Annotated in this window: 17 protein-coding genes; 11 read left to right on the top strand and 6 right to left on the bottom strand. The window is 38.6% G+C overall.

The features are described 5' to 3' along the window. Positions 1–27: 27 nt before the first annotated feature. From CRI9333_RS04075 to CRI9333_RS04045, 7 genes are all read left to right on the top strand, one after another. Positions 28–1,353: a TMEM143 family protein gene (locus CRI9333_RS04075; RefSeq protein ID WP_015201891.1), complete on the top strand. Its 1,326-nt coding sequence runs from the start codon at positions 28–30 to the stop codon at positions 1,351–1,353. 15 nt (positions 1,354–1,368) lie between these two features. Further along, on the top strand, positions 1,369–2,556 hold the full coding sequence (gene mltA / locus CRI9333_RS04070; RefSeq protein WP_015201890.1) for a murein transglycosylase A: 1,188 nt from the start codon (positions 1,369–1,371) through the stop codon (positions 2,554–2,556). Between the two features lie 210 nt (positions 2,557–2,766). Further along, positions 2,767–4,002 carry an LL-diaminopimelate aminotransferase gene (locus tag CRI9333_RS04065; protein ID WP_015201889.1) on the top strand — a complete coding sequence of 412 codons (1,236 nt, stop codon included), beginning with the start codon at positions 2,767–2,769 and terminating at the stop codon, positions 4,000–4,002. 156 nt (positions 4,003–4,158) lie between these two features. Continuing rightward, entirely contained in the window at positions 4,159–4,629 is a 471-nt protein-coding gene (locus CRI9333_RS04060) for a hypothetical protein (RefSeq protein ID WP_157462267.1), read from the top strand. 55 nt (positions 4,630–4,684) lie between these two features. Further along, positions 4,685–4,876, top strand: a complete 192-nt coding sequence (locus CRI9333_RS04055; RefSeq protein WP_015201887.1) for a DUF2281 domain-containing protein — start codon at positions 4,685–4,687, stop codon at positions 4,874–4,876. Continuing rightward, positions 4,863–5,246, top strand: a complete 384-nt coding sequence (locus tag CRI9333_RS04050; RefSeq protein WP_015201886.1) for a type II toxin-antitoxin system death-on-curing family toxin — start codon at positions 4,863–4,865, stop codon at positions 5,244–5,246. The genes CRI9333_RS04055 and CRI9333_RS04050 overlap by 14 nt, the downstream gene beginning before the upstream one ends. 175 nt (positions 5,247–5,421) lie before the next feature. Next, positions 5,422–5,670, top strand: coding sequence for an addiction module protein (locus tag CRI9333_RS04045; RefSeq protein ID WP_015201885.1), 249 nt, complete (start codon positions 5,422–5,424; stop codon positions 5,668–5,670). A gap of 170 nt (positions 5,671–5,840) precedes the next feature. Here the strand turns inward: CRI9333_RS04045 and CRI9333_RS04040 are convergent, their stop codons facing one another. Then, positions 5,841–6,266, bottom strand: coding sequence for a GNAT family N-acetyltransferase (locus CRI9333_RS04040; RefSeq protein ID WP_015201884.1), 426 nt, complete (start codon positions 6,264–6,266; stop codon positions 5,841–5,843). Positions 6,267–6,494: 228 nt separating this feature from the next. Here CRI9333_RS04040 and CRI9333_RS04035 point away from each other — a divergent pair, with 228 nt between their 5' ends. Next, positions 6,495–7,076, top strand: a complete 582-nt coding sequence (locus CRI9333_RS04035) for an HdeD family acid-resistance protein (protein ID WP_015201883.1) — start codon at positions 6,495–6,497, stop codon at positions 7,074–7,076. A gap of 82 nt (positions 7,077–7,158) precedes the next feature. Here CRI9333_RS04035 and CRI9333_RS04030 read toward each other — a convergent pair whose 3' ends face one another. After that, a complete protein-coding gene (locus CRI9333_RS04030; protein WP_015201882.1) occupies positions 7,159–8,211 on the bottom strand; it encodes an agmatinase family protein in 1,053 nt (350 codons plus the stop codon). Positions 8,212–8,529: 318 nt separating this feature from the next. Beyond that, the gene (locus tag CRI9333_RS04025) at positions 8,530–8,823 is read right to left on the bottom strand and encodes a hypothetical protein (protein WP_015201880.1); all 294 of its coding nucleotides are present in this window, start codon (positions 8,821–8,823) and stop codon (positions 8,530–8,532) included. Between the two features lie 179 nt (positions 8,824–9,002). On the opposite strand from CRI9333_RS04025, the gene CRI9333_RS04020 reads away from it, so the two are divergent. Then, a complete protein-coding gene (locus CRI9333_RS04020) occupies positions 9,003–10,328 on the top strand; it encodes an aromatic ring-hydroxylating dioxygenase subunit alpha (protein WP_015201879.1) in 1,326 nt (441 codons plus the stop codon). Between the two features lie 194 nt (positions 10,329–10,522). Here the strand turns inward: CRI9333_RS04020 and CRI9333_RS04015 are convergent, their stop codons facing one another. The 3 genes from CRI9333_RS04015 to CRI9333_RS04005 all read right to left on the bottom strand — a co-directional run bounded on the left by CRI9333_RS04015 (position 10,523) and on the right by CRI9333_RS04005 (position 12,168). Then, positions 10,523–10,885: a DUF2237 family protein gene (locus CRI9333_RS04015; protein WP_015201877.1), complete on the bottom strand. Its 363-nt coding sequence runs from the start codon at positions 10,883–10,885 to the stop codon at positions 10,523–10,525. 39 nt (positions 10,886–10,924) lie between these two features. Further along, positions 10,925–11,599, bottom strand: a complete 675-nt coding sequence (locus tag CRI9333_RS04010) for an HAD family hydrolase (protein WP_015201876.1) — start codon at positions 11,597–11,599, stop codon at positions 10,925–10,927. Positions 11,600–11,703: 104 nt separating this feature from the next. Beyond that, entirely contained in the window at positions 11,704–12,168 is a 465-nt protein-coding gene (locus CRI9333_RS04005) for a VOC family protein (protein ID WP_015201875.1), read from the bottom strand. A 236-nt stretch (positions 12,169–12,404) separates the two neighbouring features. Between CRI9333_RS04005 and CRI9333_RS04000 the strand changes: the two genes are divergently transcribed. Continuing rightward, a complete protein-coding gene (locus tag CRI9333_RS04000) occupies positions 12,405–12,896 on the top strand; it encodes a DUF4385 domain-containing protein (RefSeq protein ID WP_015201874.1) in 492 nt (163 codons plus the stop codon). A 177-nt stretch (positions 12,897–13,073) separates the two neighbouring features. Continuing rightward, entirely contained in the window at positions 13,074–13,547 is a 474-nt protein-coding gene (locus CRI9333_RS03995; protein ID WP_015201873.1) for a TspO/MBR family protein, read from the top strand. Positions 13,548–13,738: the final 191 nt, after the last annotated feature.

Below are 13,738 nucleotides of genomic sequence, written 5' to 3'. Positions count from 1 at the left end.
TGTTTGGATAAAGCTTAAACTCAAATCATGCCATCATATAAAAATCGAGAAGCGTTCATTCCCTTTAGCCGTAACGATATTATTCAACTTTGCTTGCAAGATGGTCAACTATCTGCTAAGGATGCTGAAAAATTTAATAACTTTTGCCAAATTCTATCTGCTTATTACCATTTTCGCTTTCATCAGACCTTAGAAGTAATTAAAGAAAACTACGTTCCTTTTAATCCCAGTACACATATTCAACCATTAGTTCCACCGACTCTTGACCAATATAACGAAATGGAAGCAAGGGTAGTTGAAGCGTTTAATCATATTTTAGAAAGAGCTAATTATATTCCTTTGTCGGAGGCATCTGTGCAAGAAGCTTTGGCAAATAAATCTTTAATTGATTTAAAAACTGAAGTTGATTTTAATGACTTCGATCAATTTCTCTGCTATTATCAAGGCGATTTTTCAAAAACAATTACAGTAAAAAAATTAGTATTTTGGAAGGAACAAAGAACTATTGAGGTTTTTGAACGAATTGTTATACTAATTAAATTTAAAGAACCTGCTTACTTTTTGTCTCAAAAAGTCGAGATAGACAAGCTAAAATTTATTCCAGGTAAAATGTATGTTTATTTTTATAAAGATGTTCCTCAATTAGATATTGATTTGCTCTTTCCTAATGTTACAACCCACATGACCTGGAAAGATCGGCTACTTTTTGGAGTTCCAGCTATTGGGGCGGCTATTCCCCTGGTTTTAAAAGCATTACCAAATCTGTTACTGCTAATTGCTGCTATTCTATTGGTACTCAACGCCACGGAATTAATAGCAGCGTTAAATATTAAACCAGAGCAACTACGAAATGTTATGCCCATTTTAGTTGCAACGTTATCGTTTGCAATGACTTTGGGTGGATTTGCTTTCAAGCAATATACTACATACAAAAATAAAAAAATTAAGTTCCAAAAAGATGTAACTGATACGCTGTTCTTTAAAAACTTAGCTAATAATGACAGTGCTTTTGGGCGACTGATAGATATGGCTGAGGAAGAGGAATGCAAGGAAATTATATTAGTTTACTACCATCTTTTAACCAGCAAAAAACCGCTAAACTCAGAACAGTTAGACTCTTGTATTGAAACCTGGATGGAGAATAAGTTTGGCACTACGATTAACTTTGATATTAACGGCCCCTTGAGCAATTTGAAAGAGATTCATGGCAAGGTCATGAGTAATAGGGGAGAAATATCTCTATTACAATGTGATAGTGAAGGATTTTGTCACGTGCTTTCTTTAGACGATGCTATGGAAGTACTAGATTATGTTTGGGATAATGCTTTCCGGTATAACGGTATAGATTTGTAGTTAGGTATTTAAATTATGCTCACAAAAAAATTGGTATTGCTTTCACTGAGTTTTGCTGTCACTCTAGGCAGTTTTATCACTCCAACTATAGCTCAAGAAAAAACTATCCCACTACAGCAGGTAAATGATCAATCTAGTTTAAGTGATGCAGATAAATTAGGATTAGATGAGCAGCTTTGGGCTAGGTTGAATCAAAAAGGCGATCGCACTGCTTTAATAAGATCAATTAATCATAGTTTGCGTTATTTAAACACACCACAAGCAGTAGCAGCTTATCAAAATTATCAAGTCCCTGGTGTGACATTAGGGCGTGTGCGTCGTTCCCTAATTCGTTTCCGTCAGCTATTGCGGAATGCAAAAACACCTGCACAACTCCAAGCTGCTGTTAAGCGAGAGTTTAGCTTTTATCAGTCTGTTGGTAATGATAATCAAGGTAGCGTGTTATTTACAGGCTATTATCAACCAATTCATCAGGCAAGTAGAAAACGAACCGTAGAATATCGCTATCCACTTTATAAATTACCACCGAATATTGCTAACTGGTCTAAACCACATCCAACGCGGGCAGAATTAGAAGGTGAAGATGGTTTACAAGGCGATCGCAGTAAATTAAAAGGATTAGAATTAGTTTGGATGCGCGATCGCTTAGAAGCATTTTTAGTACAAGTACAAGGATCTGCTGAACTGCAACTAACCGATGGTAGTATGATGACTGTAGGTTTTGCAGGTGCAACCGATCACGCTTACAGCAGCTTAGGTAAAGAACTGATCAAAGATGGCAAAGTACCTCAAGAAGGTTTAACTTTACCGATAATTCTTAAATATTTTCAAGATAATCCTGAAGAATTAAATACCTATATTCCTCGTAACAAACGCTTAGTTTTTTTCCAAAATACTAAGGGTGCGCCAGCGATGGGGAGTATTAATGTACCAGTAACAGCAGATCGTTCAATTGCTACAGATAAATCATTAATGCCGCCAGGTGCATTAGCATTAATCCACGCGCAAATACCTTATCCTAATGCTAATGGTGAAATGGAACAGCGTGTAGTCAGTCGTTATGTATTAGATCAAGATACAGGTAGCGCGATCAAAGGTGCAGGACGAGTCGATTATTTTATGGGTACAGGAAAAGTTGCAGGCGATCGCTCGGCGGTGACAGTTGGGAAAGGGCAATTGTATTATTTGTTGTTAAAACAGTAGATGATCAGGGCGCAAACACAAACGCGCCCTCTTCTAGTTAGATGTTGGGTTTCCTGCGTCAACCCAACCTACAACTTAACATCCCATTTAAACACCCCTTTGCGTCCTTTGCGCTTACCTTTGCGCCCTTGGCGTTAAAAATCAAACCTAATACTCAAACAAGAAACCTATAAGCTGTAAGCTGTTTTACGGCGCTTATGACTATCCAAAATGGCAACTATCAACGACAACTATCTTAAGCTGAAAGCTGGCTACCTATTCCCCGAAATTGCACGACGGGTGAATGTGTTTGCAGAAGCAAACCCAGATGCGAAAATTATCCGCTTGGGTATTGGCGATGTTACTGAACCTTTACCAGAAGCTTGTCGCGCAGCGATGATTAAAGCTGTGGAAGATATGGGCGATCGCAACTCATTCAAAGGCTACGGACCCGAACAAGGTTATGCTTGGTTACGGGAGAAAATTGCCACCCATGATTTCCAAGCGCGGGGATGCGATGTTGACGCTTCAGAAATCTTTATCTCTGATGGTTCCAAGTGCGACACTGGCAACATTCTCGATATCTTTGGTGATAACAATACCATTGCTGTTACCGACCCTGTTTATCCCGTCTATGTTGATACTAACGTGATGGCGGGACATACCGGAGATGCTAACGAGCAAGGTGAGTATGGCGGATTAGTTTATTTACCTGTCACCGCAGAGAATAACTTTACCGCAGAAATTCCCTCTCAGAAAGTTGATTTAATTTATCTCTGCTTCCCCAATAACCCTACAGGTGCAGTTGCAACAAAAGAACACCTCAAAGCATGGGTAGATTATGCGAAAGCAAATAATTCGATTATTTTCTTTGATGCAGCTTACGAAGCATTTATTACTGATCCAGATCTACCCCATTCTATCTATGAAATAGAAGGTGCTAGAGATTGTGCGATCGAATTTCGTTCATTCTCTAAGAATGCAGGTTTTACCGGAACTCGTTGCGCGTTGACAGTAGTACCCAAAACTTTAACAGCAAAAGCTGCTGATGGTTCCGATGTTGAACTGTGGAAGTTGTGGAATCGTCGCCAATCTACCAAATTTAATGGCGTATCTTATATAGTACAACGTGGCGCGGAAGCTGTTTATTCTGAAGAAGGACAAGCACAAACCAAAGCATTAGTAAGCTTCTATTTAGAAAACGCCAAAATTATCCGCGAACAACTAACTGCTGCTGGTTTTGCAGTATACGGTGGTGTGAATGCGCCTTATGTTTGGGTGAAAGCGCCTAATAATTTATCTAGTTGGGATTTCTTTGATAAATTGCTGCAAAATTGCAATGTTGTAGGAACTCCTGGTTCTGGTTTTGGTGCAGCAGGTGAAGGTTATTTCCGTATTTCGGCATTTAATAGTCGGGAGAATGTCGAAGAAGCAATGAAGCGGATTACTGAGAAGTTTAAGGCTTAAGCTTGAGGGTGGGCATTGCCCACCTTATCTAAAACTATAATTAAGCAATTTATAAAAGGTATGTAAATGGCTAAATATTTTGAATGCGAAACATTAAAAACAATAGAGGTTGTTTTCAATATCAATAAGGTCAGATGGATTAAGCCTTGCATTCAAGTGACAAATAAAGCCCCCAAAAACTTACGGGAGGCAATGCTACAGATGGCTAGGAATATGGAACTAGAAACAAAAGCGTTTTTCACTCCGCCATATTCTGTAACACTAGATGAAAAAGCTAATTGTGTTGGCTACCTAATCTATGATACTAAGCAAGGCGATGATCAGGAGATGCACGCTTACATTGTAGGTGCTGCGTGCTTTCGTCTCCGTAACGAAGAAGATAAAAATGCACATTGGGCTTTACAGTGGGTTTGGATTTTTCCGTCATACCGTAATCATGGAATGTTTGATCATATAAAGGGATATAGGAATTCAAACCTAATGAATCAAGCATGGCAAGTATTTGAGGAATATCACCCTGATTTTATTGTTGAGCCACCCTATACTAAAGCTATGAGAGCATTTTTAAGAAAATCACCAGAAAGAATGAAGCGGTGTCCTGATGCTCGATGGTTGTTAGATGGCTAAAGAGTTAATACAAAATAATAACCCAGTAATTTAGATTTCTAAAAAATTATCAAATATGGCAATTAAAGACCAACTCATTCAGGAAATTGACCAAGTGCCAGAGTCTGACTTGGCAGAGGTACTTGAGTTTGTACGCTCATTAAAAGCAAAACATCAACCTCAGAGTCAAGAGACTGATACTTGGAAAGCTTATTTAGCTTCTAAAAAAGAACGAGAGGAGGTATACCGCCGTCTTGCTAACTCCTAAGTTTATTACCTGGGATGAAGTATTAGATATTCACACAGATCAAATTTTCAGCTTTGGCGGAAGTGTAGGTATTAGAGATGAAGGATTGTTAGAATCTGCCCTCGCTCAACCGCAGGTGACATTTGCTGGTGAATTACTGCATCCAACAATTTATGAGCAAGCAGCAGCTTATCTTTATCATCTCGCAATGAACCATCCTTTTATTGATGGCAATAAACGCACAGCGTTTGCGGTGATGGATACTTTTTTGCGGTTAAATGGTTATGCCCTTAATTTGACTGATGAGCAAGCTTACAATTTAGTGATACAGGTAGTTAATCATCAGATAAGTAAGGAGGAATTAATTGGTTATTTGCAGAGTGCGAACTGACAAGTCAGTGCTTGCGCGATACTCCTGCGGAGTCGCTACGCATCGCACAAATCAATTAAGCTAAAAGTGCGATCGTATCTGTCTAAATAAAAAACGGTGTGCTATTTTACTTGGTAAATCGGAGCAATCCCTTATACATTGTTACACTAAAGAAACCTCAGTTTGTTAAGCAATTATGCTATCAGTTGAGCAACTGATTCAAGAAGCCTTATCTTTGCCGAGCGCATCAAGAGCATTTTTAGCCGAGAAGTTGGTTGAAAGTCTTGAGTTTGACATAGACGAAACGATTCAAACACTTTGGACAACCGAAGCTAAACAGCGTCGAGAACAAATTAGGAGTGGTACAATTGAGCCAATTCCAGGGGAAGAAGGATTAGCTGAGGTTAGGCGATTGTTAGAGCAATTGACATACTTAAATCAATAAATTAAATAAAACTGTATAAGCAGAATAGATCAATAGGACTTACGCACCGAAAGCCTGAAACATTGATCCCCCCTACCCCCCTTAAAAAGGGGGGGAAATTCAAAGTCCCCCTTTTTAAGGGGGATTTAGGGGGATCTCTGTGTAAGTGCTGATAAAATTAAAATTAATATCTACTCATGCCTAGAGGAACGCAGCATCAACTGAAACCCACCAATTTCAGTTGTAAATCCCCAACGCTCGTAAAATTGCGTCATCTCCGGTAGACAATACAAACCCAAATATTCCACTGCTTGCAATTGCGGGTGATTAACAACTGAATCTAATAACTGTTTACCTAAGCCTTTATCTCTATAATCAGGCTTAACAATCACATCAAAAATAATTGCTCTATAAACAAAATCTGTTAATACGCGCGTGAATGCAACTAAGCGATCGCACTCATCGACTAACCCAATAATAATATCCGAAGCAGCCACCATTTTATCTACCTCTGGACGGGTGCGCTTGTAACTCCAGAATTCATTTTTGTACAATTCCACCAACTCAGAAATTTGTTGCTCATTCAGTTGTGAGACAACCCTGTAACTCTCCATCATTAGTTAGATAAAGCAAGTATTTTTCTCAAAGTTTACTACTGTTAGGCAAATAAGCGATCGCACAAATGTATTGCAGTTAAAGTGCGTAGCGTCTATCACTATTGATAAATCTACTTTCTTAGGTAGAAATTTATCTTTTAGGGTCTACCTTAAGAGTCTACCTAATTCTTAATAAATTTTATAACCTGAGCATAGCATTCACTCAAACATAAAACAAAAAAATTTATTATGACAACAGACATTAATACCGAGATCAACAAGCCTACAGATACCAAGGGCAAAATGCAAGGCTCACTCTGGCTAGGCGTTCTCCTAATTGTATTAGGAATTGCAGGTATTGCACTGCCTACCGCCTCAACAATCTTTGTTGAAACTTGGTTCGCTTTAATCCTAGCTTCTGCGGGTTCTGCTAAAGCTGTCTACGCATTTCAAAGCCGTGCAGAAGGAGGCTTTGTTTGGAAGCTATTACTAAGCATCCTCTACATTGCAACAGGTGTGATGCTGTTTGTTAATCCATTAACAGGTGTCCTCACCCTAACTTTATTGCTAGGTAGCTTTTTAGCAACAGAAGGCGTATTCAATTTAATTCTGGCATTCCGGTTACGTCCGCAACAAAACTGGGCATGGGTATTAGTTGACGGCATCATTACTCTATCTCTCGGTGCCATGATTTGGTTCCAGTGGCCTTTCAATGCACCTTGGCTGATTGGAACATTAGTTGGTTCTAGCGTTCTCTTCACCGGAATTTCACGGGTAATGCTGTCATTTAATGGGCGTTCTACTTTGAATCCTTCCGATCAAGCTGCATAATAATTGCATACGCTACAAAATAGACATTTCTTTTCAAAAAATGTAGAGACGCGCCGTGGCGCGTCTCTTGGTTTTTATCGTTTTAATTTTCTGATTGTGATAATCCCATTAAATTGCAAAGCTTATAAACAGCCCTAGCCCCAACATTACCATCCCACTCACTATTTCCCACTTCACAAACATCAAAACCAATAATCTCTCTACCACTATTAATAACTTCACGGAACAAACAAAAAGCTTGCTCTAATTCCAAACCTCCAGGGACAGGCGTTCCAGTATTAGGGCAAAGTTTCGGATCTAATCCATCAACATCAAAACTAATATAAACTTGCTGGGGTAATTCAGCCACCATTTGTTTACAAAGTTCTAACCAAGAAATTCCAGCATAGAGTTTTTGCTTCAATATAAAATCGTAGTAAGTAGAAACTCGCCCCCCAGAGTTCTGAATCAAATTAACTTCATCCTGACAGATATCACGAATTCCTACTTGAACTAACTTAGAAATTTGGGGCAATTTCAGCGCATTAAACATAATGGAAGCATGAGAAAACTCGAATCCCTCGTAAGCATCCCGCAAATCAGCATGAGCATCAATATGTAAAATTCCAAACTCAGGATAATGTGCTGCTAATGCTTGCATATATCCCAACGGCGCACTATGATCCCCACCAATTACAGCTACTTTCTTACCTTTGTTTATAGCAGCAGTAGCTTGATTAAATAGCCATTGGTTAACAGCTTGACCTTCTCGATCAATATTTTGTTGGAGTCGAGCAATATCTAAATCATCTGCTATATTATTGCCTTGTTCTAAATGTGCAATAACTTTGGTAGCTTGCTGTCTTAATACCTCACCTTTTTGTTCAATATCTTCAGGTATTTCGTACATAAAAATACCTTGCTTCCAGCCTTCAGGATTATCAAAATCATAAATATCCAGTTGGCGAGATGCGTCTAAAACTACTCTTGGTGCGGCGGCTGTTCCTACACCATAGGAAACGGTGACTTCCCAAGGAACACCGAAGACGATAATATTGGCAGATTCGTAATCAAAGGGAAGTCCTAAAAGATTACCGTTATCAACACCGATAGCATTAGGATCAAAATTTAGCAGGATTTCTTCTTTAGTAGGCATGAATTATTTCCTTAATATGAGCGGATAAGTAGAACAACATTAAAAATAACCCCTCCCAAACCCTCCCCTTATTAAGGGGAGGGGGTAAGATTAGCGCGATTAGGTTTATTTCTGTACAGCACGCTGCTTGAAATTTGATTGATGTTGGTTTATTAGTTTTATTATGATTACAAATAGATTGGATTCTACTCGCTATTAGTGGTAAACACACGCCAGATGATAAAAGTAGTAAAACCAACATAGCCAAATACTGTTACCCAATCTTGCCAGTTATTGGGGATAACTAAAAATTGATTTTCCATAGTAAGTATTGATATTTCATTTATTGATAAAATTACAGATTAATGCTCCTGCACTATTAGGTTCAAAGGGCGCAAGGCTTCCATCTTTACTTAATATAGTGCGATCGCGACAATTATAAATCTCAATTGGTCGTTCAACTCCATCAATACTAACCGCTATCCGATACTCCCAATAATACTTTGCACTACGCTGGATACTCAGAATGCAAATCGAGTGATCATTATAGTTACGGCAGAAGGCAGCATCAGCAGGCAGTGCAACTGTAAACGATAACACCAGTAACAACAGTAAAGCAGCAACGTATTTCACTAAGGTTAAAATTTCTCACCACAATCTTAGGTTACATTTCCAGCAGAACTGAATACAAGGGTCATAAATGCGAACTAACAAGTCAGTGCTTGCCCTAAATACACTCAGTTATCAATGGGCTACTTGTTTTGTTAGCCTTATGATATGTACATTTTGAACTTATTATTACTACTAAGATTGTGGCAGAATCAACCTTTAACTTTTTTCAACACTGGTATCCCATTGCACCCTTAGAAGATTTAGATCCAAAGCGTCCTACTCCCGTCACAATTTTAGGTCGTCGCCTCGTCGTCTGGAAACCTACTGTATCCGAGCAATATCGTGTTTTCTTGGATCAATGTCCCCATCGTCTAGCACCCTTAAGTGAAGGTCGCGTCGATCTAGAAACTGGTAACTTGATGTGTAGCTATCATGGGTGGCAGTTTAATCCAGAAGGCGAATGTACTCACATTCCTCAAGCAGAAAATCCAGATTTGATCGCTAAAAATAAAGATAATTTCTGCGTTGTCACACTGCCTATCCAGCAAATTAATGGCTTACTGTGGGTATGGCTAGATGAAAAATCTGCTGATTTAGCAGCCTCTACACCATTGCCTCTATCACCTAGCATTGATGCCAGCAAGGGATTTGTTTGGTCGTCTATGGTGCGCGATTTAGAGTATGACTGGCAGACTTTAGTTGAAAATGTAGCAGATCCCAGCCATGTACCTTTTTCCCATCACGGCGTGCAGGGGAATCGCAAGCAAGCAAAACCTATTGCAATGGAGATTGCTCAATCAACGCCAGATTTAATCGAAGCTACTCTTAGCAGAGGCTTCGCCACACGCATCACATTTGAACCACCTTGCCGACTTGAGTATGCAATGGAATTTCCTGGTGGCAAAAAATTTGGTTTAGTTGTTTATTGCGTTCCGGTTTCCCCTGGAAAATCTAGGATTGTAGGTCAGTTTCCGCGTAACTTTGCCAAAACTTTGCATCATGTCATTCCCAGATGGTGGGATCACATTCAAAACCGCAACTTAGTTTTGGATGGAGATATGGTTTTGCTGCACTACCAAGAACATCGCTTGCAAGAGTATGAATCAACACAAAGCTGGAAAACCGCATATAAAATGCCTACCAGTGCAGATTTGTTAGTAATTGAATTTAGACGTTGGTTTGATAAGTATTGCCAGGGAAAATTGCCTTGGGAGCAAACAGTTGTAAAATCACCAGAACAACCATTAGTCAATCGAGAAGTTTTATTAGATCGATATAAGCAACATACAATGATTTGTGAAAGTTGTAGTGGAGCATTAAAAAATGTGCAGCGATCGCAAGTAGCCCTAATTGGATATTTTGCCGTAAGTGTTGCCACTGTTGCTGCAATGCCAGATAACTTGCGAGTTAGTCTAGGTTTACCTTTAATTGCCTTAGCCTTAATAGGATTAGGAGGATATGCTTGGCTAAAATTTTGGCTAGAGCCAAAATTTTACTTTGTTGATTATGTTCATTCTGATAAATAATACTAAAAGCAATCTACCTTTGTCTCTACAGCAGGTAGCATCTTCTCCCCTCCCTTTAATAAGGGGAGGGGTTGGGGGTGGCGTAGTTCATTTTGATATTTTTAGGATTGATATAGTAGACCTTTTGCAAAAATCACAAATTTGGTTTTATAATTTGCCAATCTTCTCTACAAAAATAGAAACCTCAGTCTCAATTAAACAGCGTGTTGCTTTAGTTCATCAAAAGAAACATACTCCAAAATTGATGGGTGAGTAGCCGCCAATACTACAGGTGGTGCTACCCCTGCATCTAACGCTTCTTTCCACCGAGAAGCACACAAACACCAGCAATCCCCAGGTTTCAAACCTGGGAAATTAAATGCTAGGACAGGTGTACTCAAATCATTTCCTCTAGCCTTAGTAAATTCTAAGAATTCTGCTGTCATTTTGGCGCAGACAACGTGCGCCCCGAAGTCTCCAGCACCAGTATTACATTTACCGTCGCGGTAAAACCCCGTCGTGGGCGATGTACAACAAGTTTCCAGCTTTCCGCCAAGGACGTTGCTTGCTTCTGTCATACTTTCTCCTCATTAAAATCAGTTATCTCAGATTAGCAATTAAGGTACTGGCGTTAAACTGAGTGCAGAATTATCATAATGCGCTAATAAATCAGCAGGATCATTATAGATGGCGATCGCACCTGCCAATTCCTCATCTGTAAAACCACCACAACGCACCGCAATTACACCAACACCACAACCCTTAGCTGCTTGAATATCGTAAGGTGTATCAGCAATCATCACAACTTCATGCGGTTTCATCCCTAACCGACTTAGTGCAACTTCCACAATATCCGGTGCTGGTTTAGAACTTTCTGCATCTCCTGATTTTGTTCTTTCACTCAGCAACTCATCAACTTGGGCATTTTTCAGCAAAATTTCTACTTCTTCACTGGTAGCTGAACTAGCAACCATCAACTTTAACCCATCACCCTGTATCCGCAATACTAATTCTCTCGAACCAGGTGCGGAAGGTATAGTTGGCGAAAACTGTTTCAGTATCAATTCTTTACGCTTAGTAGAAATAGCTTTCCCATCCCCTTCTTTGTTATTCAATCCAGGCACTAATTTTGGTATAACTTGATCCCCACCCATACCAATAAGTGGACGTACTTGATCAAAAGATACTTCATAGCCAAATGCTGCAAATGCTTCTACCCAAGCTTGAGCATGAGCATCATTACTTAAAACCAACGTCCCATCAACATCAAAAATAACTCCGCGCAATCCCATCAAAGCCTCGCTTTGCCACTAAATAGCTAGCAGCATAGCCAATATTTACCATAGTTTACGTCTACCATTCGGCACGTCAGAAAACTATTGCTATAGCTGATAATTTATTCTTCAGGATCGCAGCGAATTTCAATTAAAAATCCATCAGGGTCATAAAAATAAAGTCCTCTACCTGTAGGACGAGTTACAGGCCCATGATCAATATTTACTTGATGCTGTTTCAGTACTTCAACCGCGTGATCAAATAATTCTGGCGCAATATCAAAAGCTAGATGATTAGCGCGTGTAAAAGCACGTTGAGGATCTGCATCTGGTGGTAATAATTCCGGTTCCCAGAATAAATCAATCACGGTACTATCTGGTGTGATAAAATTACTTACCTTACCACTAGCTACAAGCGATCGCAGTGTCGTGGGTACTTCTTCACCCGTAAGTTCGTGTAATCCCAGAATATTACCGTAGAAGTGGCGAGAAGCTTGCAGATCTTGAACATTAAATGCTATATGATGCACACGCCGCAGTGTTCCTGGTACAATAGCTGTTTGGGGTGGTTGAGTATTAGAAAACATAATTTACTTTATTTCGCTCTTTCGATATAAATACAAGCTTTTATTTGAGTTTATTATTTTGTATAAAAATATTGATGACTATTTGAGCTACATCTTGGAGTTGTCAACAAATACTTAACCACACCAGCTCATCCCCTTAATAATAACAAGGCTATGAAAAGCTAATTTTCCCCAAGTTACTAATTTTTGATTACTGATTAGAGATAAAGGTTAACTGCTGATAAATAAATATTAACATGGCATTCGATTACTCGTTAGATTTTAAAATAATTAATTTTCGTGAACATCCTGAACTTTATCGCATTGGTAAAGGAGAACAGGGAGTGCTTTTAGTAGAACCCTATAAATCAGAAATATTACCTTACTGGCGTTTCAAAACTCCTGATATTGCTAGGCAGTCTAGTGAAAAAATCTATGAATTATTTCTTAGCTACCTTGAGCAAGATGATTTTATTGGTGCAGATATGGCTCGAAAGTTTATCCAAATGGGCTATACACGCTCCCGCCGATATGCTAATCATAAAACTGGCAAAAAATATAAAAGTAATCCCCAAAAAGCTAGCACAAAAGAAGCTCAAATTGAAGCAAGAAAGGATATTCTACCAAATGAAGAAGATCCTATTAAAGCTGAATCTGCTGCCATTTTCAAACTGAAGTGGGTGGAAGCAAAGACTAATCCAAAGTATCTACAGCTTTTAGAACAGCATAAAAAAATGTATGAACAATAATAAGGAGTATTTTTTATCAGAAAAATTACAAAAAGATTATGGAAGTATTTTTAGGCTAAAATGAGTATTAATATTTAATAAATTAACCACAGATGGACACAGATAAACACAGATAAAAGGCAATGGTACATTTTTAATGGTAAAGATAAGATAGTAATAAACTTAATATAATTTGTTATGAAATCTAAATGGAAAATTACAGCAACTTCAGCCGCCATCTTTTTTGGAGGTAGTTTCAGGACTTCTTTAGGAGATCCTTGGTTTCAAAATTTAGCGCGTCCTAACTGGCTAACGTTTGAATTTTTAATTCCATTTATTTGGATATTTATTTGGGTATGCGTTACCATTTCAGCGATTTTAGTATGGGAAAAATCATCACGGGAGAATAAACCTTGGTTACTGATGATTTTATATGCTGTATTAGGAATTTTAACTGCTATTTATAGCCCTGTAGTTGTGGCGCTAAAAAGTTTAATGGGTGGGCTAGTTGTAGGTGCTATGGCAACTTTGCTAGTTTATATATTAGCAATTTTAGTAAGACCGATATTACCGAAGGCTTCATTACTACTAATACCTTATATGCTTTGGGGTCCTATTGGTACTTATCTAACTTGGGTTTTGATTAAATTAAATCCTCAGAGTCTTCAATAAATTTAACTTATTAATTTAAGTGTTTGTACTCCAAGCACCAAATTAATGCAAATATTGATTAGACTATCGGCAAAAATCAGTTATCCCATCTGTGTTTATCTGTGTGCATCTGTGGTTAATTATCCAAACATTTGACTTATACCACAAATCTATTAGCTAATACAACAGAAGATAACAACCTAGTTAAGTAA

The organism is Crinalium epipsammum PCC 9333 (assembly GCF_000317495.1).
Classification (GTDB): Bacteria; Cyanobacteriota; Cyanobacteriia; order Cyanobacteriales; family PCC-9333; genus Crinalium; species Crinalium epipsammum.
The sequence above is the reverse complement of the archived record's forward strand: the minus strand, read 5'-3'. Positions and strand labels throughout refer to the sequence as shown.

What these genes read in the sequence shown, in the direction of transcription:
- CRI9333_RS04015 (WP_015201877.1), bottom strand. Translation starts at nt 10,885, where the DNA reads ATGACAGAAGCAAGCAACGTCCTTGGCGGAAAGCTGGAAACTTGTTGT.
- CRI9333_RS04040 (WP_015201884.1), bottom strand. Translation starts at nt 6,266, where the DNA reads ATGATGGAGAGTTACAGGGTTGTCTCACAACTGAATGAGCAACAAATT.
- mltA (WP_015201890.1), top strand. Translation starts at nt 1,369, where the DNA reads ATGCTCACAAAAAAATTGGTATTGCTTTCACTGAGTTTTGCTGTCACT.
- CRI9333_RS04075 (WP_015201891.1), top strand. Translation starts at nt 28, where the DNA reads ATGCCATCATATAAAAATCGAGAAGCGTTCATTCCCTTTAGCCGTAAC.
- CRI9333_RS04010 (WP_015201876.1), bottom strand. Translation starts at nt 11,599, where the DNA reads ATGGGATTGCGCGGAGTTATTTTTGATGTTGATGGGACGTTGGTTTTA.
- CRI9333_RS04005 (WP_015201875.1), bottom strand. Translation starts at nt 12,168, where the DNA reads ATGTTTTCTAATACTCAACCACCCCAAACAGCTATTGTACCAGGAACA.
- CRI9333_RS04030 (WP_015201882.1), bottom strand. Translation starts at nt 8,211, where the DNA reads ATGCCTACTAAAGAAGAAATCCTGCTAAATTTTGATCCTAATGCTATC.
- CRI9333_RS04035 (WP_015201883.1), top strand. Translation starts at nt 6,495, where the DNA reads ATGACAACAGACATTAATACCGAGATCAACAAGCCTACAGATACCAAG.
- CRI9333_RS03995 (WP_015201873.1), top strand. Translation starts at nt 13,074, where the DNA reads ATGAAATCTAAATGGAAAATTACAGCAACTTCAGCCGCCATCTTTTTT.
- CRI9333_RS04065 (WP_015201889.1), top strand. Translation starts at nt 2,767, where the DNA reads ATGGCAACTATCAACGACAACTATCTTAAGCTGAAAGCTGGCTACCTA.
- CRI9333_RS04045 (WP_015201885.1), top strand. Translation starts at nt 5,422, where the DNA reads ATGCTATCAGTTGAGCAACTGATTCAAGAAGCCTTATCTTTGCCGAGC.
- CRI9333_RS04000 (WP_015201874.1), top strand. Translation starts at nt 12,405, where the DNA reads ATGGCATTCGATTACTCGTTAGATTTTAAAATAATTAATTTTCGTGAA.
- CRI9333_RS04055 (WP_015201887.1), top strand. Translation starts at nt 4,685, where the DNA reads ATGGCAATTAAAGACCAACTCATTCAGGAAATTGACCAAGTGCCAGAG.